The sequence below is a fragment of the Streptomyces sp. NPDC003034 genome (assembly GCF_053591375.1).
The window spans coordinates 1-20,037 of the sequence record NZ_JBSFTS010000017.1 but is presented as its reverse complement, the minus strand read 5'-3'; the positions used below and the strand labels follow the sequence as shown (position 1 = coordinate 20,037).

The window sequence follows — 20,037 nt, the reverse complement described above, 5'->3', positions numbered from 1 at the left end:
CTTATTCACGGCCCGCCCTACAACCAGGCCGCGAACTCCCACAGCAGTTCCGCGTCCCGGCGCCGCCCGGCGGCCAGCGCCCGGTTCCCCGACTCCACCGCCCGGAAGAGCGTCCAGCCCCGCAGCCGGTCCCGGTCCACCTCCAGGGCGTCCGCCAGCTTGTTCAGCCGGCGCCGGGCTCCGGCCGCCCCCGCGGAGGTGGCGACCTGGTCCTCCAGCCGGTCCCGGACCAGCCGGGCCAGGTCGTACGCCCGCTCGCCGACCAGCGGATCCGGGCCGACCGTCAGCCACGGAGCCCGCTCCCCGGCCAGCACCTTGCCCTGCCGGAAGTTGCCGTGCAGCAGCACTTCCTCCGGCGGGAACGCCGCCAGCTCCTCGCGGACGGCCAGCGCGGTGTCCGCGAGGGGGCGCAGCTGCTCCGGCGCCGCCCGCAGGGCTTCGGCCTGCTGCTCCGTACGCTGCGCCACCGTCTCGAAGGCGTGCCCCGCCGGCGGCGCCACCCAGAGCCTGCGCAGCGTGCCCGAGGCCTCCAGGAGCGCCTTGGCCTCCGGCAGCGAGCGCAGCGACACCTCCGGGTGGAGCCGCTCCAGCAGCAGCGCCCCGTCCTCCTCGTGGTAGCGGGTGTCGAGGACCCGTACGGCTCCAAAACCGCCCCAGTGCGCCAGCGCGGCGAGCTCCCGGTCGGGGCGGGCGTGCGGCGGCGCCAGCTTCAGCGCGGCCGGGGTCCCGTCGGCGTACCGGACGAGGACCACCAGGCTGCTGCGCCCGCCGGGGGCCTGCACCCGCTGGGCCCGTACCCCGCGCCGGGACAGCGCGGCCTCGGTGAGCCCCGGCAACTGCCGCAGCCAGTCCGCGTCCTGAGCCGTCTCCGGCAGCTCGCCGAGCGCCCGTACAAGCCGCTGCGGCGGTTCGAAAGCCATGCGTGCGTGGTCCCTTTCAGCTGGGCTGAGCCCGTCGCGCTACTCTCTGCGCTTTTCCGCGAGCCCAGGGAAGGCTACGCCGACACCACGCCAGCGTGCCGCGCCGACGGCCGCGGCGCGCAGCGCGTCGGCCGCCTCGCGGCGCAGCGGGCCCTCCGCCGCCCGCACCAGATCCGAGTACGCGCCCGCCACCCGGTCCTCGATGTCGGCGGCCAGCCGCTCGGCGTCGGCGGGCCCGCGCACCTCGAAGGGCAGGACGTACGCGGCCTCCGCGGCCCGGGGCGAGCCCCCCAGCTCCCGTACGGTCCGGGTGAGCGCGTCCCGTCGCGCGAGGTGGCTGCCGTAGGCCTCCCTGGCCTGCGCCGCACGGGCGGCGTCGGCCCGGGCGCCGATCACCCCGTAGCCGTAGGCGGCCGCGTGCTCGGCGGCGAGCGCCGCCTGCGCGGCCTGAAGGGCCCGGCCGGCGGAGGAGGGTTCCGGCTTCACGGCTTGTCTCCCGGGGTCGAGGTCAGCAGGTACGCGTGTACGGCGCCGCAGGCGGCCACCGAGGCCAGCATCCGGGCCAGCTCCCCGGGGGCGGCGGCGAGGTCGATGGTCCGGGCCTCGGACAGGCTCCGCTCGGCGTCCGCCAGCGCGGTCAGGGCGTCGGTCTCCTTCGGGGGCACCGCGGGCGCCGGGCTCGCCGTGCCGGCGCCGGCGGGGGCGGCGCCCGGGGGCGACGGCGCGGGGGAGGTGCCCGCGCCGTCGCCGCGGAAGGCGAGGGCCGGGATGTGCGCCGCGACGGCGGCGCGCAGCGGGGCGAGCCGCCGCGCGAGTGCGGGATGGGCCGCGGCGGTGGCGTCGTAACGTTCCAGCAGTCGCTCACTGTCACGAACGGCTGCCTCGCGCATCCGCCGTTCGAGGGGCACCCCGAAGGCGTGGTCGAGCGAGACCCGGCCGGTGCACCCGGTGAGCAGCGCGGTACCGGCGGCGCCCGCGGCACCGGCGAGCAGGCTCCTGCGCGAGGGTCTCGGAGGCATGGTCAAGGAAGGCACGGCGGCGTCCTCGGGGGTGGTGGCGGGGCAGGGTGTGATCACGTTACCCGGGGTCCCGGCCGGAGGGCGGACGGCAACACCCTCCGCGACCGGATACCCTTTGACCTGACACACGACGGACATCACAACAGCACACGCGGCCGAGGAGTCACCCGGATGAGCACCACCCAGAGCGACAGGCTGCGCGGACTGCTGGAGCCGCTCGTCGCCGCCAAGGGCCTGGACCTGGAGGAGATCGAGATCTCCCGGGCGGGTAAGCGCCGGATGCTGCGCATCATCGTGGACTCCGACGAAGGCGTGGAGCTGGACGCGTGTGCCGAGCTGAGCCGCGAGGTCTCCGACAAGCTCGACGAGACCGACGCGATGGGTGAGGACGAGTACGTCCTCGAAGTGAGCTCGCCGGGCGCCGACCGCCCGCTGACCGAGCACCGTCACTACGTCCGGGCGATCGGCCGCCTCGTCAAGTTCCAGCTGGCCGAGAGCGGGGAACTGATCGCCCGCGTTCTCGACGCCGACGACGAGGGCCTGGAGCTCGAAGTCCCGGGTGTGAAGGGCCGCAAGGCGACCACCCGCCGTATTGCTTTCACCGACATCGCCAAGGCGCGTGTCGAGATCGAGTTCAGCCGCAAGGACAAGAAGGAAGAGGAGGCGTAGCCGTGGACATCGACATGAGTGCCCTGCGGGGTCTGGTCCGGGAGAAGGAGATCTCCTTCGACCTGCTCGTCGAGGCGATCGAGTCGGCCCTCCTCATCGCGTACCACCGGACCGAGGGCAGTTTCCGGCGCGCACGCGTCGAGCTGGACCGCACCAACGGTCACGTGGTCGTGTGGGCGACGGAAGACCCGAAGGACCTCGAAGAGGGCCAGGAACCCAAGGAGTTCGACGACACCCCGTCGGACTTCGGACGCATCGCCGCGACGACGGCCAAGCAGGTGATCCTGCAGCGTCTGCGCGACGCCGAGGACGACCTCACCTTCGGTGAGTTCGCCGGCCGTGAGGGCGATGTCATCACCGGCGTCGTCCAGCAGGGCAAGGACCCCAAGAACGTCCTGGTCGACATCGGCAAGATGGAGGCCATGCTGCCGGTGCAGGAGCAGGTACCCGGTGAGGAGTACACGCACGGTCTGCGCCTGAAGGCGTACGTCGTGCGGGTGGCGAAGGGTGTCCGCGGTCCGTCCGTGACGCTGTCGCGGACCCACCCCAACCTCGTGAAGAAGCTCTTCTCGCTGGAGGTCCCGGAGATCGCCGACGGCAGCGTCGAGATCTCGGCGATCGCCCGTGAGGCCGGTCACCGCACCAAGATCGCCGTACGGTCCACCCGCTCGGGCCTGAACCCGAAGGGCGCCTGCATCGGCCCCATGGGCAGCCGGGTGCGCAATGTGATGGCCGAGCTGCACGGCGAGAAGATCGACATCGTGGACTGGTCGGACGACCCGGCGGAGATGGTCGCGAACGCGCTGTCACCCGCCCGGGTGAGCAAGGTCGAGGTCGTCGACTGGGACACGCGCTCCGCCCGGGTGACCGTGCCCGACTACCAGCTGTCCCTGGCCATCGGCAAGGAGGGCCAGAACGCCCGCCTCGCCGCGCGGCTCACCGGCTGGCGCATCGACATCCGTCCCGACACCGAGCAGCCTTCGGACGGCGACGGGGAATAAACCGGTACCGGCCGGAGCTGTCCGGACGGTAGACAGGATCAGGACCGGGCGCGGCCGGGCTTTCGGCTGCGCGTCGCGGACCTGTCGATCACGACAACATCCGTTCGATTTTTCGCCTGAAGGGGTGAGGTCGCTACGGGGAGGTAGACTGAGGCGTGTCTGGCCGGACGCAAGCCCGCGCATGCCCCGAACGCACCTGTGTCGGGTGCCGGGAGCGAGCGGCCAAGAACGATCTGCTGCGCATCGTGGCGATCGGGGACGAATGCGTCCCCGACCAACGCGGTACGCTGCCCGGCCGGGGTGCCTACGTGCACCCCGCCGTGGTCTGCCTCGACCAGGCGGTCCGCCGCCGGGCGTTCCCCCGGGCCCTTCGGGCCGGCGGAGCGCTCGACACGACGGAACTGCGCAAAGCCGTGGCCGGTGAGGCAGGGGCGACACCGTAAGAAGTAAGGCGCACGGATGCCTCCGTGCGGTCAGGTACCTCGCGAGTTGGAAGTAGGTCGAGATTGCGATGAGCACTCGATGAGTACGCGATGAGTACGCCCATGAAGTAGCGACGGTCCGGCGTAACCCGGACCTAAAAGGAGCGAAGTGGCTAAGGTCCGGGTATACGAACTCGCCAAGGAGTTCGGAGTGGAGAGCAAGGTCGTCATGGCCAAGCTCCAAGAACTCGGTGAATTCGTCCGTTCGGCGTCCTCGACGATCGAGGCGCCGGTTGTACGCAAGTTGACTGACGCACTGCAGGGGCCCGGCGGCAACGCCGGCAAGTCCGCTGCGAAGCCCGGCGCGCCCCGCAAGGCCGCGCCCGCCAAGCCCGCGGCGCCCTCCCCGGCCGCCGCGGCACGTCCCGCTGCCCCGAAGCCCGGCGTACCGGCCCCCAAGCCGGTCGTCGCCGAGGCTCCGTCCGCCAGCGCCCCGGTGACTCCGGCCGCATCCGGCCCGCGTCCCGGTCCCAAGGCTCCGGCCGCCCCGAAGCCCGCTCCGGCGGCTCCCGTGGCGACCGAGTTCACCGCGCCTCCGGCGGCTCCGGCCACCCCGGCGCGTACCGAGCGTCCCGCCGGTGCGGCCCCCGGTCCGCGTCCGGCGCAGCAGCGTCCCGCGGCCCAGGGCGGCCAGTCCGGCGCCCGTCCCGGCGCCCCGCGCCCGGCCGGCACCGCCCCCGGCGGCCCGTCCCAGCGCCCCGCCGGCGGTCCTGGCTCCCAGGCCCCGCGTCCGCAGGGCTCCCGTCCGGCGGGTCCCCGCCCGGGCAACAACCCCTTCACCTCTGGTGGCTCCACCGGCATGGCGCGCCCGCAGGCGCCCCGTCCGGCCGGCGCGCCCCGTCCCGGTGCCCCCGGCGCCGGTGGCGGCCAGGGTGCTCCCCGCCCGCAGGGTGGTCCCGGCGGCGCCGGTGCCGGACGGCCGCAGGGCCCCGGCGGCGCCCGTCCGAACCCGGGCGGCATGCCGCGTCCGCAGGGCGGTGCCCCGCGACCCGGTGGTGCTCCCGGTGGTAACCGTCCGAACCCGGGCATGATGCCGCAGCGTCCCGCTGCCGGTGGTCCCGGTCCGCGTCCCGGCGGCGGCCCCGGTGGCCGTGGTCCCGGTGCCGGTGGCGCCGGTCGTCCCGGTGGCGGCGGCGCTCGTCCCGGTGGTGGCGGCGGCGGCTTCGCCGGCCGTCCGGCCGGTCCGGGCTCGCGTCCCGGCGGCGGTGGCGGCTTCGGCGGCCCGCGTCCCGGTGGCGGCGGCTTCGGCGGCGGTCCGGCCGGTGCCGGCGGCGGCGGTCGTCCCGGCTTCGGTGGACGTCCCGGCGGTCCCGGTGCCCGTGGTGGCACGCAGGGTGCCTTCGGCCGTCCCGGCGGTCCGGCCCGTCGTGGCCGCAAGTCGAAGCGTCAGAGGCGCCAGGAGTACGAGGCCATGCAGGCCCCGTCCGTCGGCGGCGTGATGCTGCCCCGCGGCCACGGCGAGACCGTTCGCCTGTCGCGCGGTGCGTCCCTCACCGACTTCGCGGAGAAGATCAACGCCAACCCGGCGTCGCTCGTCGCCGTGATGATGAACCTCGGCGAGATGGTCACTGCCACGCAGTCCGTCTCCGACGAGACCCTCGAAATGCTGGCCGGCGAGATGAACTACGTCGTTCAGATCGTCAGCCCGGAGGAAGAGGACCGCGAGCTCCTCGAGGGCTTCGACATCGAGTTCGGCGAGGACGAGGGCGGCGAGGAATTCCTCATGCCGCGTCCGCCGGTCGTGACCGTCATGGGTCACGTCGACCACGGTAAGACCCGACTGCTCGACGCCATCCGCAAGACGAACGTCGTTGCGGGCGAGGCCGGCGGCATCACGCAGCACATCGGTGCGTACCAGGTCGGTACCGAGGTCAACGGTGAAGAGCGCAAGATCACCTTCATCGACACCCCGGGTCACGAGGCGTTCACCGCCATGCGTGCCCGTGGTGCCAAGTCGACCGACATCGCGATCCTCGTGGTGGCGGCCAACGACGGTGTCATGCCGCAGACGATCGAGGCGCTGAACCACGCCCAGGCGGCCGGCGTGCCGATCGTGGTCGCGGTCAACAAGATCGACGTCGAGGGTGCCGACCCGGTCAAGGTGCGCGGTCAGCTCACCGAGTTCGGTCTGGTCGCCGAGGAGTACGGCGGCGACACGATGTTCGTCGACATCTCCGCCAAGCAGGGTCTGCACATCGACGCCCTGCTGGAGGCCGTCGTCCTCACCGCCGACGCCTCGCTCGACCTGCGCGCCAACCCGGAGCAGGACGCTCAGGGTATTGCGATCGAGTCCCACCTCGACCGCGGCCGCGGTGCCGTCGCCACCGTCCTCGTCCAGCGCGGTACCCTCCGCGTCGGCGACACGATGGTCGTGGGCGACGCCTACGGCCGAGTGCGCGCCATGCTCGACGACAAGGGCAACAACGTCGAGGAAGCGGGTCCCTCGACCCCCGTCCTGGTCCTGGGTCTCACCAACGTCCCCGGCGCCGGCGACAACTTCCTCGTCGTGGACGAGGACCGCACGGCCCGTCAGATCGCCGAGAAGCGTGCTGCGCGAGAGCGCAACGCCAACTTCGCCAAGCGTGTCCGCCGGGTGTCCCTGGAAGACCTCGACTCGGTCCTCAAGGCCGGTCTCGTCCAGGAACTCAACCTCATCATCAAGGGCGACGCGTCCGGTGCGGTCGAGGCTCTCGAGTCCTCGCTGCTCCAGCTCGACGTCGGTGAAGAGGTCGACATCCGCGTCCTGCACCGCGGTGTGGGTGCGGTCACCGAGTCCGACATCAACCTGGCGATGGGCTCCGACGCCATCGTCATCGGCTACAACGTCCGTGCGGCCGGCCGTGCCGCGCAGATGGCGGAGCGCGAGGGTGTCGACGTCCGGTACTACTCGGTGATCTACCAGGCCATCGAGGAGATCGAGGCGGCCCTGAAGGGTCTCCTCAAGCCGGAGTACGAAGAGGTCGAGCTCGGTACCGCGGAGGTCCGCGAGGTCTTCCGCTCGTCCAAGCTGGGCAACATCGCCGGTGTCCTCATCCGGTCCGGCGAGGTCAAGCGCAACACCAAGGCGCGGCTCCTGCGCGATGGCAAGGTCATCGCGGAGAACCTCACCATCTCCGGTCTGCGCCGCTTCAAGGACGACGTCACCGAGATCCGCGAAGGCTTCGAGGGTGGTATCAACCTCGGAAACTTCAACGACATCAAGGTCGACGACGTCATCGCGACGTACGAGATGCGCGAGAAGCCCCGCGCGTAATCGCGTGGCGGAACGCACCGTGTCGTAACCGGGGCCGGTCGGCGGAATATCCGTCGATCGGCCCCGGCCGTTGCGTGTACGGTTCTGGTGACCCTGCCGAGCGTCGGCCGGCAGGCCACCGAACCCGGACCGGCGGGACATCCGGAACCGCATGTACGTGGGGACTCTGTCCTTCGACCTGCTCCTCGGCGACGTCCACTCGCTGAAGGAGAAACGCTCCGTCGTCCGGCCCATCGTCGCCGAGCTCCAGCGCAAGTTCTCTGTGAGCGCGGCCGAAGTGGGCGACCAGGACCTGCACCGCAGGGCCCGTATAGGGGTAGCCCTGGTCAGTGGGGACGCGGGGTTTGTCTCGGACGTACTCGACCGCTGCGAGCGGCTGGTCGCGGCACGTCCGGAAGTGGAGCTGCTGTCCGTACGACGGCGCATCCACGGTGATGAAGACTGATTGCTTGTCTGCAAGAAAGAAGGAGACGGACCAGTGGCCGACAATGCGCGGGCGAAGAAGCTGGCGGACCTCATCCGGGAGGTGGTGGCCGAGAAGCTGCAGCGTGGTGTCAAGGACCCCCGCCTCGGGACGCACGTGACCATCACGGACACCCGCGTCACCGGAGACCTGCGGGAGGCCACGGTCTTCTACACGGTGTACGGCGACGACGAGGACCGGGCCAGCGCGGCAGCGGGCCTGGAGAGCGCCAAGGGCGTACTGCGCTCCGCGGTCGGCCGGGCGGCGGGAACCAAGTTCACGCCCACCCTGACCTTCATCGCGGACGCCCTCCCGGAGAACGCCAAGACCATCGAGGACCTCCTCGACAAGGCGCGCGCCTCCGACGCCCAGGTGCGCGAGGTCTCCTCCGGCGCCACCTACGCGGGAGAGCCCGACCCGTACAAGAAGCCGGGCGAGGACGACGAGGACACAGCCGCGGAATGAGCACCGACGCAGGGAAGACTCCGAAGACTCCAGGGGGTCCCTCCCGGCCGGAGGCCGGGGGAGGCCTTGTCATCGTCGACAAGCCCTCCGGCTTCACCTCGCACGACGTGGTCGCCAAGATGCGCGGGATCGCCAAGACCCGCCGCGTCGGCCACGCCGGCACGCTCGACCCGATGGCGACGGGCGTGCTGGTCCTGGGCATCGAGAAGGCCACCAAGCTCCTCGGCCACCTCGCGCTCACGGAGAAGGAGTACCTCGGCACGATCCGCCTGGGCCAGAACACCCTGACGGACGACGCCGAGGGCGAGGTCACCTCGTCCACGGACGCCTCCCGGGTCACCCGGGAGGCCGTGGACGCGGCCATCGCCAAGCTGTCCGGCGAGATCATGCAGGTCCCGTCCAAGGTCAGCGCCATCAAGATCAAGGGCGTGCGCTCCTACAAGCGGGCGCGCGACGGCGAGGACTTCGAGATCCCGGCCAGGCCGGTGACCATCTCGTCGTTCCAGGTGTACGACCTGCGCGAGGCGCAGGCCGAGGACGGCACCAAGGTGCTCGACCTCATCGTCTCCGTCGTCTGCTCCAGCGGTACGTACATCCGCGCCCTGGCCCGCGACCTCGGCGCCGACCTCGGCGTCGGCGGGCACCTGACGGCGCTGCGCCGCACGCGGGTGGGCCCGTACAAGATCGACCGGGCGCGGACCCTGGAGCAGCTCCAGGAGGAGCTGACCGTCATGCCCATCGGTGAGGCGGCCGCCGCGGCCTTCCCGCGCTGGGACCTCGACGCCCGGCGGGCCGCGCTGCTCGCCAACGGTGTGCGCATCGAGATGCCGGCGGAGTACGAGGCCGGAAAGACGGTGGCGGTCTACGGACCGCAGGGGCAGCTGCTCGGGCTCGTCGAGAGCAAGGGCGGAAAGGCGAAGTCCCTCGCGGTCTTCGTCTGACCCGCGGGCCGGGCCGGGCCGGTCGTGAACCGGCCCGGCTCTGCGTCGGGGGCGGTCGTGAACCGGCCGTGGCCCCGGCTCTGATGATGTTGACGTGGAGCGGCGAGCGCACATGTTCAGCGGCTCGCCGCTCCACGACCCCCCTCGGGTAGGTCTCTATCCACCCGGACCCTCGTTTTCACCCGTCCGAGCAGGCGCTCGGAGTGAATGGAGGAGTGAAGGGGGGCGCGTTGGCCCCGCGTGCGCTGGCGGGCTGATCCTCACCTCCCGGCCGTCGCGCGTACGGGGCTGAGCGCCCGGCGGACGGTGGAGCCCCTCGGCGGGCGGCTTCGGAGGGGACCTGACGATATGACACAGGGCTGGTCCCAGCCAGATGCCGATGCGGGGCACCGGCCACCGGCATGGCAGTCTTAGACCTGCAAGAGGCAATCAGTACAACTACACGGTTCGGGCGAGGAGCGGTCACAGTGCAGCGCTGGCGTGGCTTGGAGGACATCCCCCAGGACTGGGGACGCAGCGTCGTCACCATCGGCTCCTACGACGGTGTGCACCGAGGGCATCAGCTGATCATCGGACGGGCCGTGGCCAAGGCGCGCGCGCTCGGCGTCCCCTCCGTCGTCGTCACCTTCGATCCCCACCCCAGCGAGGTGGTCCGCCCCGGCAGCCACCCGCCGATCCTGGCCACGTACGACCGGCGTGCCCAACTGATGGCCGGGCTGGGCGTGGACGCCCTGCTGATCCTGCCCTTCACGGCGGAGTTCTCGAAGCTGTCCCCGGCCGACTTCATCGTCAAGGTGCTCGTGGACAAGCTGCACGCGCGCGCCGTGATCGAGGGCCCCAACTTCCGCTTCGGCCACCGGGCCGCCGGAAACGTCGACTTCCTCCGCGAGCTGGGCGCCACCTACGACTACGAGGTCGAGGTCGTGGACCTGGTCGAGAGGGGCGAGGCGGGCGGCGGCGTGCCGTTCTCCTCGACCCTCGCGCGCAAGCTGGTCGCCCAGGGCGACATGGAGGGCGCGGCCGAGGTCCTGGGCCGGCCGCACCGGGTCGAGGGGGTCGTGGTGCGCGGTGCGCAGCGCGGCCGCGAGCTCGGCTACCCGACGGCGAACGTGGAGACGCAGCCGCACACCGCGATCCCGGCGGACGGCGTGTACGCGGGCTGGCTGACCGCCGCCGGCGAGCGCATGCCGGCGGCGATCTCGGTGGGGACGAACGTGCAGTTCGACGCCACGGAGCGGACGGTGGAGGCGTACGCCATCGACCGGATCGGGCTGGACCTGTACGGCATGCACGTGGCCGTCGACTTCCTCGCCTACGTCCGCGGGATGGCGAAGTTCGATTCCCTGGACGGGCTGCTGGAGGCCATCGCGGACGATGTGAAGCGGGCGCGCGTGCTGACGGACGCGTACGACGCGGAGCGCTGACCCCCCGCTGCGATTTTTCGCATGAGGGCCCGTACTGCCCGGATCTTGGATTCTGAGGCGGTACGGGCCCTTCTTGCTGCCGTCTTCGTCAGCCGAGACGGGGGTCGCGCGGCGGCTGGGGCTGCTGGTGCGGGGCCTGCGGCTGCTGCCAGGGCTGACCCGGCTGCGGGTGCTGCGGGTAGGGCTGGCCGTAGGGCTGCGGGGGCTGCGCGTACGGGGACGGGCCCTGAGGCTGCCCGTACGGCTGGGGCTGGCCAGGCTGCGGCTGTGCAGGCTGCTGCTGGTGGTGTTGCTGCTGGGGCGGCTGGCCGGGCTGGGGCTGCTGCGGCGTTCCCCAGTGGTTCTGCGGGGTCTGCTGCTGGGCCCGGAGAAAGTCCTCCGCCACGAGGGCGGAGAGGTTGAAGTACGCCTCGCGGGTCTTGGGCCGCATCAGGTCGAGATCGACCTCGGCGCCGGCCGCGAGGTGCTCGTCGAAGGGGACCACGACGACGCCGCGGCAGCGGGTCTCGAAGTGCTGCACGATGTCTTCGACCTTGATCATCTTGCTCGTCTCGCGCACCCCCGAGATGACGGTGAGGGAGCGGGAGACGAGGTCGGCGTACCCGTGCGCGGACAGCCAGTCGAGCGTGGTGCTGGCGCTGCTGGCGCCGTCCACGGACGGCGTGGAGATGATGATCAGCTGATCGGCCAGGTCCAGGACGCCGCGCATGGCGGAGTAGAGGAGGCCGGTGCCCGAGTCGGTGAGGACGATCGGGTACTGGCGGCCCACCGTCTCTATGACGCGGCGGTAGTCCTCGTCGTTGAAGGTGGTGGAGACGGCCGGGTCCACGTCGTTGGCGATGATCTCCAGACCGGAGGGGGCCTGTGAGGTGAACCGCCGGATGTCCATGTACGAGTTCAGGTACGGGATCGCCTGGACCAGGTCCCGGATCGTGGCGCCGGTCTCGCGGCGGACGCGGCGACCGAGGGTGCCGGCGTCGGGGTTCGCGTCGATGGCCAGGATCTTGTCCTGGCGCTCGGTGGCGAGGGTGGCGCCGAGAGCCGTGGTCGTGGTGGTCTTGCCGACGCCGCCCTTGAGGCTGATGACGGCGATGCGGTAGCAGGACAGGACCGGGGTGCGGATCAGTTCCAGCTTGCGTCGGCGTTCCGCGTCGGCGGCCTTGCCTCCGAAGCGGAACAGGCCTCCGCCGCTGCCTCCCGCGGCGCCGCCGCCGTTGTTCTTCGGCTTCTGCTTGCCGCGCAGTAGACGGTCCGAGGACAGCTCGACGGCGGCGGTGTAGCCGAGCGGCGCCCCACCGGTGGCCGGGCCGGCCGCGTAACGGGGGTCGTGCGGTTGTACCTGCGGCTGCGGGTGGTGCGGCTGGGGCTGGGCGTGCTGCGGGTGCTGGCCGACGGGCCACTGCGTCTGGGCGCGGGGGTCGTGGTGCGGGGGCTGGGCCTGCGGCTGCGGCTGGGCCTGCGGTTGGGCGGGCGGCGGGAAGCCGTAGGAGCCCTGAGCAGCGAAGGCGGGCGGCAGCGGCGGCAGTTCACCACCGCTTCCGGGAGCGCCGAACGGGCTCTCCGGTCCGGGCTGCGGGGCGGCGTCCGCCGGAGTGTCGCGCGGGCTGGTGCCGGTCCCCACGTACGCGGCCTCGGCGGCACGGCCGGGTGCGTCCTGCTCGTGCGGTGCGGATGCCGGTGCGGGCGTCGCGTACGGGGACGGGGTGGCGTACTCGGTCGGGATCGACGTCTCGACGGGCGCCGCCGGGGCGTCCTGCTCCTGCGGCGCGGGTGCCGATGCCGGGTACGGCGCGGCGGGGGGTGCGAACGGCGCGGGCGGAGCGGCCTGCTCGACCGAGAAGTGGGCCGGGGACGGCGAAGCCGGGCTTGGGGCGGATGCCGGTGCCGTGTAGGGCGCGGGCGGGGCGTCCTGGTCCTGCGGTGCCAACGGCGGGTAGGGCGCCGGGGGTGCGAACGGCGCGGGCGGAGCGGCCTGCGCGGCCTGCTCGACCGAGAAGTGGGCCGGGGACGGCGAAGCCTTGCTTTCGGCGGGTGCCGGATCCCCGTACGGGGCGGCTTGGGCCTCCGCCGGAGCGGGGGTCGGTGCCGTGGCCTGTTCCTGCGGGGTGGCGTAGGAAGTCGGCGGGGTGTCCGCGGGGGTGGGCGCCTCGACGGGCACCGCCGGGGCGTCCGGTTCCTGCGGCGCCGATGCCGAGTACGGCGTCGCGGGGGCCTCGGCGGGCGCGGGCTGGACGACTTGCTCGACCGAGAAGTGGGCCGGGGACGACGAAGCCTTGCTTTCGCCGGGTGCCGGCTCCGTGTACGGCGCGGCCTTGGCCTCCGCCGGAGCGGGCGCGGGGGGTGTGAACGGCGCGGGCTGAGCGGCCCGTTCTGCCGCGTCCTGAACCGCCTGCTCGATCGAGAACGGAGCCCGGGACGGCGAAGCCTTGCTTTCCGCGACTTCCGGGTCCCTGACCGGCTCGGCCTGGACCTCCGCCGGAGCCGAGGTCGGTGCCGGCGGTGTGTAGGGCGCCGCAGGGGCGTCCTGGTCTTGCGGTGCCGGTGCCGAGTACGGCGTCGGTGGGGCCTCCGCCGGAGCGGAGGTCGGTGCCGGCGGTGTGTACGGCGCGGGCGGGGCGTCCTGGTCCTGCGGTGCCGGTGCCGGGTACGGCGTCGGCGGCGCCTCCGCCGGGGCGGGGGTCGGTGCCGAGTACGGCGCGGGCGGGGCGGCCTGCTGCCGGGGGGCCTCCGCCGGGGCCGCGTAGGGGGCGGGCGACGGCGTGGGTGTGTCCGCGCCCTCGGACGGAAGTCGCGGGGCCGGGGGAGTCAGCCGCATCGGCGGGGGCGGGGCCACGTCCGACGGGCGGTGCGGTTCGAAGCCGCTGCCCTCGGGCAGCCCCGGCACCGGCGTGGCCGAGGGCGCGCCCTGGGTGTACCAGGCCGGCGGGGTGTAGTCGATGGTGAACTCGCCCGTCAGTTCCTGTTCGGCGTCGGACTGATCGTCCGTCGGGACGTCCCACGCCCCGCCGCGCCTCTCGTTCCGATCGCCGCTCACTGGTCCTCCTGGTTTGTCGAACACTGGTCCGGCGCCCACCTCGACGCCACGCCCGCACTCAGCCTAATCGCGCCCGGCCCCGATGTCCGCCGCCCCCGGGGCGCGCCCCCGCCGGCCGGCGCCGTCGTCCCGCTCCATGAGGTCGTCGCCGGGCTCCCCCAACCGCCCGGCAGCCTCAGTCGATACGGCGCGACGCACCCAGCAGGCCCGTCTCCGCCTCCGTCCCCCGCGTCATCACGAACTGCCGGTCCAGCGCCGTGCACCACAGCGTCACCCCGTCGCCCAGCGTCGGCAGCGCGTGCACCGCCGGCCGCGGCAGGTTCATCAGGCGGCCGATCCGCTCCGCCTCGTCCGGGGACACGCGCTGCACGCCCACCAGTGACGACTGCTGGAGCAGCCGCGGCGCCCTCGGGCTCAGATACGGCAGCAGGGTCAGCACCGACTGCCACGGCCCGGCCACCACCCGCCCCCGCGGCGGCTGCATCCCGCAGTCGCGGACCACCAGCACCGGGCTGCCCGCCGAGGCGCCCTGCGGCGGTACCCGGCCCACCTCGTGCAGGGTCACGCACTGCTGTCCGCCGCCGGCCGCCTGGGCCAGCGCCGACCACACCTGCCCGCGGCCCGTCTCCACCGCCACCCGTGCCCCGGTGGCGGCCGCGCGCAGCGCCAGCACCTGCGCCGTCCACAGACCGCCGATGAGCGTCACCTCGTACGGTGTCGGCCGGTTGATGCCGAGCACCGCCGGCCGCCCCTCGGAGTCCACGCCGATGACGACCCCGTCGTCCCCGATGGGCAGCGCCAGTACGTCCAAGTCGGCCGCGGGCAGCACATGCCGTTCCCGCCGGGGGCCGATCAGTCCGAATCCGCCTCTCATCGCGCCCCTCCGAGCGGCAGCGAAGCCAGCAGCCCCGGTACCTGTTCGCGGTCGAGGCGGACCAGCCCGGCCTTCACACCCCGCGCCGTCCGCTCCAACTCCCGGCGAGCCGTCACCAGTTCCTCATCGCTGCGCCCGGTCACCCGTACGTACCCGGCCAGCGCCACGCCCTGGCGCCCCGCCGGGGCCAGCGTCAGGCTGAAGTTCGTCGCGAGCGCGGGCAGCGAGGTCAGCAGCGCCACGAACTGCGGCAGCGCGGCCGCTCCGCCGCCGCCCAACCGCGGCCAGCGGCCTATCCAGTACGTCGTGTGCCGGCGGTCGTCGCAGCGCCAGGTCCGCGCCGTCTCCTCCGTACGCCGCCCCGTGCCGGCGGTCCGCCCGGCCTGGGTGATCGCCATCGGGTTCGCGCACGAGGAGGTGGCCAGCGCGGCCGTCAGCTCCTGCTCGGTCAGTACGGCGGCCTGGAAACCGGCGCCGGCCAGCCGGCTCGCCAGCTGGTCCGCTGCTCGCACCACACACCGCTGCGCGCCCCCGAGGCCGCCGCCGCGCGCGGTGACGGCTTCCGGGCACAGTTCCGGATCGAGCTTCAGCGCGATCCACGTCAGCCGCACGGCCGGGGAACCCGTCTGGGCCTGCAACGGCGCGTAGTTGCGCGTGGCCATCGACTGGGCGGGCAGATGCGGGGCCGGCGCCGGCTGCGTGTGCTGCACCAACTGCGCGGACTCCAGCCGGATGCCGTCCACTTCGAGGATGTCCCGGACGACGGCCAGGGGCAGCGGCCGCGCCGCCCGGTCGGGCCGCAGCGCGGTGGCTCCCATGTCCACCTGGACGACCGCGGTCAGGAAGGTGCCGTCGCCGATCATCCCGACCGGCCGCCGGTCGCGGTCGCTGAACGTCAGGGTCCGCAGGGCCGGATCGGCCTCGACCAGCGGGGCCAGCCCCGGCTCGATGTCCTCGGGCACGGTCACGGAGGCGGCCCGGCGCCGCCGTGCGCGCAGGGCCAGCGCGCCGCCGATCCACTCGGGCAGGGAGCGCCGGTGGCGGCGTACGACCGCGAGCACCACCAAGGCGAGTGCCAGCGCACCGGCGGGGACCAGCAGCAGCGGTTCGACCACCCAGGCCACCAGCAGGGCCGCCGCGGCGAGCTGAAGCAGTACGAGTTGTTGCAATCGGAACGGTCCGAAGCGGCCAGGGCTCGATTCCGGATGCGGTACCACCCCGCCGCGTGCGGATGCGGCCGCGCCCGTCTGCTCCTGCGCCACGGTGGCCATCACGCGCACACCTCCCCTTCCACGGGGCCAGCCCCCGTGAGTCCCGGCGCTGAGCGGCACCCGCCGCACGGCTCCGGGACTTCCCCAATCCACCCCGACATGCCCCTGATTGCCCGGTCCGCAAGGCGCTGAGCGGCAAGGTCACCCTACCCGGCCCCCGCATACCCTCCGTCAAGAGGCATAGTAGGTGCCCGGTCCGACAATCGAGGCCCGGGGACCGTCCTCACCGGCCGGGCCGTGCGGGGAGAAGCAGGCGGTCATGGCATCACGACGCGATGAGCTCAACGCGTACACGTTTGCGAAGCGGCGCACGGTGGCCGCGTTCCTCCAGCCCTCCGCCACGGGAACCGAGGAGGGCGCGCCGCGGCCCTTGCGAGCCGTCGTCCCCGGCATGGTCATCGGAGCGCTCGTGCTCGCCGGCTTCGGCGCCTGGGGCATGTTCAAGCCAACGGCTCCCAAGGGCTGGGCGGCGCCCGGTGCGCAGGTCATCGTCGGCAAGCAGTCGACCACCCGGTACGTGGTCCTGACGACCAAGGCCGACGGCAAGGAGCAGACCCGGCTCCACCCGGTGCTGAACCTGGCCTCCGCCCGGCTGCTGCTGGACCCGCAGAAGTTCAAGGTCGTCCACGTCGACGACAAGGTCCTGGACGCCGGAAAGCCGCCGCGCGGTCCCATCATCGGCATTCCGTACGCCCCCGACCGGCTGCCCGCCAAGGCGGATGCCGGCAAGGCCAAGCGCTGGGCGGTCTGCCAGCAGCCGGGCGGCAACGGCCGCGGAGTGCAGAGCGCCACCTTCGTCCTCGCCGACCGCGAGGCAGGCCTGATGGACGACACCCGCAAGGTCACCGACACGCAGGCGCTGTACGTCCAGAGCACCGGCGCGGGCAAGGAGCGGTACCTGGTGGACTCGACGGGCCGGAAGTACGAGTTCCCGGAGGGCACCCCGGCCGCCGGGACGATGACCACTGCCCTCGTGGGCACCGGCGCCCTCCCCCAGCAGGTCACCGAGCAGTGGCTGGCGACCCTCGACACGGGCGCGGACCTCGCCTTTCCGCATCTGCCGGGCCGGGTCGGCGCCAACGCCGGGGTCCAGGGCCTGGCCGGCGCCGACAACAAGGTCGGCATGGTGCTCAAGGCCCAGACCGGCAGCGGCACACAGCACTACGTGGTGCTGCCCGGGAAGGTCGCCCCGGTCTCCGACTTCATCGCCTGGCTGCTGATCTCGGCCCCGGCGACCGACGGCCTCGACATGCACGGCAAGCCGCGCGAGGTCGACCTCCAGTCCCTCCTTCCCGACGCCAGCCCGTTCCTGGGCGATGCCACGTGGCCGCAGAGGAAAACGGAACGGATCAACCACACGGCTCCCGCCACCGGGGTGGCGGCCGCGACCGGCGCCGGGTCCGGCGACCGCGACACCGTCTGCAACGTCCTGCGCGCCGTCGACGGCCAGGGCAACCAGACGCTGAGCACCTGGGCCGGCTCCGCCTTCCCCGTCGACATCACCGCCAGTGGCACGAGCGCGTACGTCACACCCGGTTCGGGCCTGCTCTACACCCAGGTGCAGGGCAAGCAGACCACGGCCGGCGGCGCCCTCTTCCTGGTCACCGACACCGGTCTGCGGTACGCCGTCCAGGCCAACGGTGACAGCGACGCCGAGCAGTCGCGGATCGGCGCACCCGACGAGCAGGCCAAGGCCACCGCGGACGGCCGCCCCGAGGCCAGCCAGGCGCAGATCCGGCTCGGCTACGGAGGGATCGCACCGGCCATGGTGCCCATCGCGTGGTCGGAGTTCCTCTCGAAGGGGCCCCGGCTGGACACCAACTCCGCGCGCCAGCCGCAGGGTTCCTGAGGATGCCGCCGATGCCGATGCCGATGCCGATGCCGACGTCGCTGAGCCGCCGCCACCGACGCCGCCCGTACGCGCGGTGCGCGCCGCTGCTCATCGCCGCCCTCACCCTCGTCCCCGTCTCCGCCGCGGTCTCCGCCGCCCCCGTCTCCGCGCCCGCGCCGCAGCCCCCGTACGCCCTGCGCCTCGCCGGCGCCGGGGAGTGCACCTTCCCCATGAAGAAGCAGATCGAGGACCGCCCCTGGGCCCTCCAGCGGCTCCTCCTCGACGCCCTCTGGGCCGAGACCAAGGGCAGGGGCACGGACGGCAAGGGCGTCCGGGTGGCGGTCATCGACACCGGCGTGGACCGCGCCAACCCGCAGCTCAGCGCCGCCGTCGACGCGGGCGCGGGCAAGGACCTGATCAACCCCGGGGGCGGCGACGGTACGACCGACACCGTCGGGCACGGCACCAAGGTCGCGGGGCTGATCGCCGCCCGCCCGCAGCAGGGCACCGGTTTCGTGGGCCTGGCCCCGGAGGCCACGATCATCCCGATCCGGCAGAACGACGGGCAGGGCAAGGGCGACGCCCTGTCGCTGAGCCAGGCGATCGACCACGCGGTGGCCAAGGGCGCCCACGTCATCAACATCTCCCAGGACACCGACGTGCCGCTGTCCGCGGACTCCGCACTCGCCAAGGCCGTCCAGAAGGCCGTCGACGCCAAGATCGTGATCGTGGCCTCGGCGGGCAACGACGGCATGACCGGCCAGAAGCGCAGGACCTACCCGGCCGCCTTCCCCGGGGTGCTGGCCGTGGCCTCCTCGGACCGCAACAACGAGCGCGCGGCCTTCTCCCAGCCCGGCGACTTCATCGGGGTCGCGGCGCCCGGCGTCGACATGGTCTCCACCGTCCCGGGCTTCGGCCAGTGCATCGACAACGGCACCAGCTTCTCCGCGCCGTACGTGGCCGGCGTCGCCGCGCTGCTGCGCGCCCAGCACCCGGAGTGGTCCCCGCAGCAGATCGTCTGGCAGATCCAGAACACCGCCGAGCGCTCGGTCAACGGCCGTGACGACTACGTCGGTTGGGGCGTCGTGGATCCGGTCCGCGCGGTCACCCAGGACCACGACACCCCGAAGCCGCCCGTCCCCGACACCGGCCCGCCCCCGGCGGCTGCCCCGCAGGCGGCGGCGCTGCGGCTGACCGAGACGGCGCAGGAGCGGGAGGAGCGGTTCGCCTCCTACGCCCTGGGCACCGGCGCCGTCCTCATCGCCGTCATCGCCGGGACCGCCACCGTCGTACGGGATGCCCGCAGCCGCCGACGCCGTTTGCAGTGAACAGTTGCGTTCCACCGGCGGAAGCGGCATACCTGTGTTGGGCGGGGGCCGTGAACTGACTAGAGTGGCAACAGGCTTCACGAGTGTGATCGGGGGATCGCGTGAAGCGGAGGGGGATGTCCGGGCGCGTGGCTCAAAGCCGTACCAGGGGAATGTCCGCTCCGCCACGCAATCCGCCGGTTCTTCCGGCGAATTGACAATGAGGAGCTTCGGATGAGCACCAACACGTACGGACTCGCGGATGATCCGGTCGTCCAGGCGAAGAACAAGATCGAGATCACGGCCAACGCCGTCACCCGGCAGGCCCGCGAGCTGGCCGACATCATCGCCACGGTGAGCGCTGGCTGGACCGGTGTGGGCGCCTCGGGCTTCATCACCGCCCAGAAGGTCGTCAATGAGGACCACGACGAGATCCGGCGGATGCTGGGGGTCCTGCACAACGCGGTGGTGGGGACCAAGAACCTCAGCAACGCCCAGGACGACGACGTGCGCGCCGCGTTCAAGGCGGCCACCGAGGATTCGCCGAGTGCGAACCGCTCGGCACTCAACAACCTCTGACGGCACGCCTCGCTGTTTCCAGTTGGCCGCAGTGAACCGCACGAAAGGGAGAAGAACATGGCGGGTAACGACGGGCACACCCGGGTCCGGTACGAGAGCGTCCAGGAAATGGCGGACCGCATCCGGATCGTCTCGGCCAACATCCTCAAGGACCTGGAGGAGATGGACCAGGCCCTGAAGGTGGTCACGGACACCTGGGACGGTGTGGCGCACGCCGAATACATCGCGCTCCAGGGGAAGTACAAGGGCAAGGCCGACCACATGCAGAAGCAGCTGGAGAAGGTCGCCCAGCTCATCGAGCGCGGCAAGGGCGACTACCGCGCCACCGACGTGAAGGCCTCGCGCCTGTTCACCGAGGCCTACTGAGCCGCCGGACACCTCCGTACCGTGACGAAGGGGCACCCCGCCCAGCTGCCGGACCAGACGACCGTCGCGAGCAGGGCGAGGAGCACGCCGATCCCGGCGGCGCCCTTCTTTCCCGTGGTGGCGGGCTTGCCTTGCGGG

Annotated in this window: 18 protein-coding genes; 12 read left to right on the top strand and 6 right to left on the bottom strand. The window is 72.6% G+C overall.

The window, feature by feature from the left end; all coding sequences use genetic code 11:
• Positions 1-17: 17 nt before the first annotated feature.
• From ACWDX7_RS18175 to ACWDX7_RS18165, 3 genes are read right to left on the bottom strand one after another with little or no spacing between them, the layout of a single operon-like run.
• Positions 18-920 (bottom strand): aminoglycoside phosphotransferase family protein, encoded by a 903-nt coding sequence (locus ACWDX7_RS18175; protein WP_451492777.1) that lies wholly within the window; start codon positions 918-920, stop codon positions 18-20.
• A gap of 39 nt (positions 921-959) precedes the next feature.
• Positions 960-1,406: a ferritin-like domain-containing protein gene (locus ACWDX7_RS18170; protein ID WP_451492776.1), complete on the bottom strand. Its 447-nt coding sequence runs from the start codon at positions 1,404-1,406 to the stop codon at positions 960-962.
• Entirely contained in the window at positions 1,403-1,996 is a 594-nt protein-coding gene (locus ACWDX7_RS18165; RefSeq protein WP_451492775.1) for a hypothetical protein, read from the bottom strand. Before ACWDX7_RS18165 ends, ACWDX7_RS18170 begins: the two co-directional genes overlap by 4 nt.
• Positions 1,997-2,110: 114 nt before the next feature.
• On the opposite strand from ACWDX7_RS18165, the gene rimP reads away from it, so the two are divergent.
• From rimP to ACWDX7_RS18125, 8 genes are all read left to right on the top strand, one after another.
• On the top strand, positions 2,111-2,608 hold the full coding sequence (rimP, locus tag ACWDX7_RS18160; RefSeq protein WP_451492774.1) for a ribosome maturation factor RimP: 498 nt from the start codon (positions 2,111-2,113) through the stop codon (positions 2,606-2,608).
• A 2-nt stretch (positions 2,609-2,610) separates the two neighbouring features.
• The gene (gene nusA / locus ACWDX7_RS18155) at positions 2,611-3,609 is read left to right on the top strand and encodes a transcription termination factor NusA (RefSeq protein ID WP_451492773.1); all 999 of its coding nucleotides are present in this window, start codon (positions 2,611-2,613) and stop codon (positions 3,607-3,609) included.
• A gap of 155 nt (positions 3,610-3,764) precedes the next feature.
• Positions 3,765-4,052: a YlxR family protein gene (locus ACWDX7_RS18150; protein WP_451492772.1), complete on the top strand. Its 288-nt coding sequence runs from the start codon at positions 3,765-3,767 to the stop codon at positions 4,050-4,052.
• 148 nt (positions 4,053-4,200) lie between these two features.
• Complete coding sequence (gene infB, locus ACWDX7_RS18145) at positions 4,201-7,344, top strand: translation initiation factor IF-2 (RefSeq protein ID WP_451492771.1); 3,144 nt, start codon at positions 4,201-4,203, stop codon at positions 7,342-7,344.
• A 151-nt stretch (positions 7,345-7,495) separates the two neighbouring features.
• The gene (locus ACWDX7_RS18140) at positions 7,496-7,789 is read left to right on the top strand and encodes a DUF503 domain-containing protein (protein ID WP_451492770.1); all 294 of its coding nucleotides are present in this window, start codon (positions 7,496-7,498) and stop codon (positions 7,787-7,789) included.
• 33 nt (positions 7,790-7,822) lie between these two features.
• The gene (rbfA, locus tag ACWDX7_RS18135; RefSeq protein ID WP_451492769.1) at positions 7,823-8,272 is read left to right on the top strand and encodes a 30S ribosome-binding factor RbfA; all 450 of its coding nucleotides are present in this window, start codon (positions 7,823-7,825) and stop codon (positions 8,270-8,272) included.
• On the top strand, positions 8,269-9,213 hold the full coding sequence (gene truB, locus ACWDX7_RS18130) for a tRNA pseudouridine(55) synthase TruB (protein ID WP_451492768.1): 945 nt from the start codon (positions 8,269-8,271) through the stop codon (positions 9,211-9,213). Before rbfA ends, truB begins: the two co-directional genes overlap by 4 nt.
• A 467-nt stretch (positions 9,214-9,680) precedes the next feature.
• The gene (locus tag ACWDX7_RS18125) at positions 9,681-10,637 is read left to right on the top strand and encodes a bifunctional riboflavin kinase/FAD synthetase (protein ID WP_451492767.1); all 957 of its coding nucleotides are present in this window, start codon (positions 9,681-9,683) and stop codon (positions 10,635-10,637) included.
• 88 nt (positions 10,638-10,725) lie between these two features.
• On the opposite strand, the gene ACWDX7_RS18120 is transcribed toward ACWDX7_RS18125, so the two are convergent.
• The 3 genes from ACWDX7_RS18120 to eccE all read right to left on the bottom strand — a co-directional run bounded on the left by ACWDX7_RS18120 (position 10,726) and on the right by eccE (position 15,816).
• Entirely contained in the window at positions 10,726-13,671 is a 2,946-nt protein-coding gene (locus ACWDX7_RS18120; protein WP_451492766.1) for an SCO5717 family growth-regulating ATPase, read from the bottom strand.
• Between the two features lie 175 nt (positions 13,672-13,846).
• The gene (locus ACWDX7_RS18115; RefSeq protein ID WP_451492765.1) at positions 13,847-14,545 is read right to left on the bottom strand and encodes a hypothetical protein; all 699 of its coding nucleotides are present in this window, start codon (positions 14,543-14,545) and stop codon (positions 13,847-13,849) included.
• Positions 14,542-15,816, bottom strand: coding sequence for a type VII secretion protein EccE (gene eccE / locus ACWDX7_RS18110; RefSeq protein WP_451492790.1), 1,275 nt, complete (start codon positions 15,814-15,816; stop codon positions 14,542-14,544). Before eccE ends, ACWDX7_RS18115 begins: the two co-directional genes overlap by 4 nt.
• A gap of 259 nt (positions 15,817-16,075) precedes the next feature.
• Here eccE and eccB point away from each other — a divergent pair, with 259 nt between their 5' ends.
• The 4 genes from eccB to ACWDX7_RS18090 all read left to right on the top strand — a co-directional run bounded on the left by eccB (position 16,076) and on the right by ACWDX7_RS18090 (position 19,899).
• Positions 16,076-17,665 (top strand): type VII secretion protein EccB, encoded by a 1,590-nt coding sequence (gene eccB / locus ACWDX7_RS18105; protein ID WP_451492764.1) that lies wholly within the window; start codon positions 16,076-16,078, stop codon positions 17,663-17,665.
• A gap of 17 nt (positions 17,666-17,682) precedes the next feature.
• Entirely contained in the window at positions 17,683-18,975 is a 1,293-nt protein-coding gene (gene mycP, locus ACWDX7_RS18100; RefSeq protein WP_451492789.1) for a type VII secretion-associated serine protease mycosin, read from the top strand.
• Between the two features lie 213 nt (positions 18,976-19,188).
• A complete protein-coding gene (locus ACWDX7_RS18095) occupies positions 19,189-19,533 on the top strand; it encodes a hypothetical protein (protein ID WP_451492763.1) in 345 nt (114 codons plus the stop codon).
• 57 nt (positions 19,534-19,590) lie between these two features.
• The gene (locus tag ACWDX7_RS18090) at positions 19,591-19,899 is read left to right on the top strand and encodes a WXG100 family type VII secretion target (protein ID WP_451492762.1); all 309 of its coding nucleotides are present in this window, start codon (positions 19,591-19,593) and stop codon (positions 19,897-19,899) included.
• Positions 19,900-20,037 lie beyond the last annotated feature (138 nt).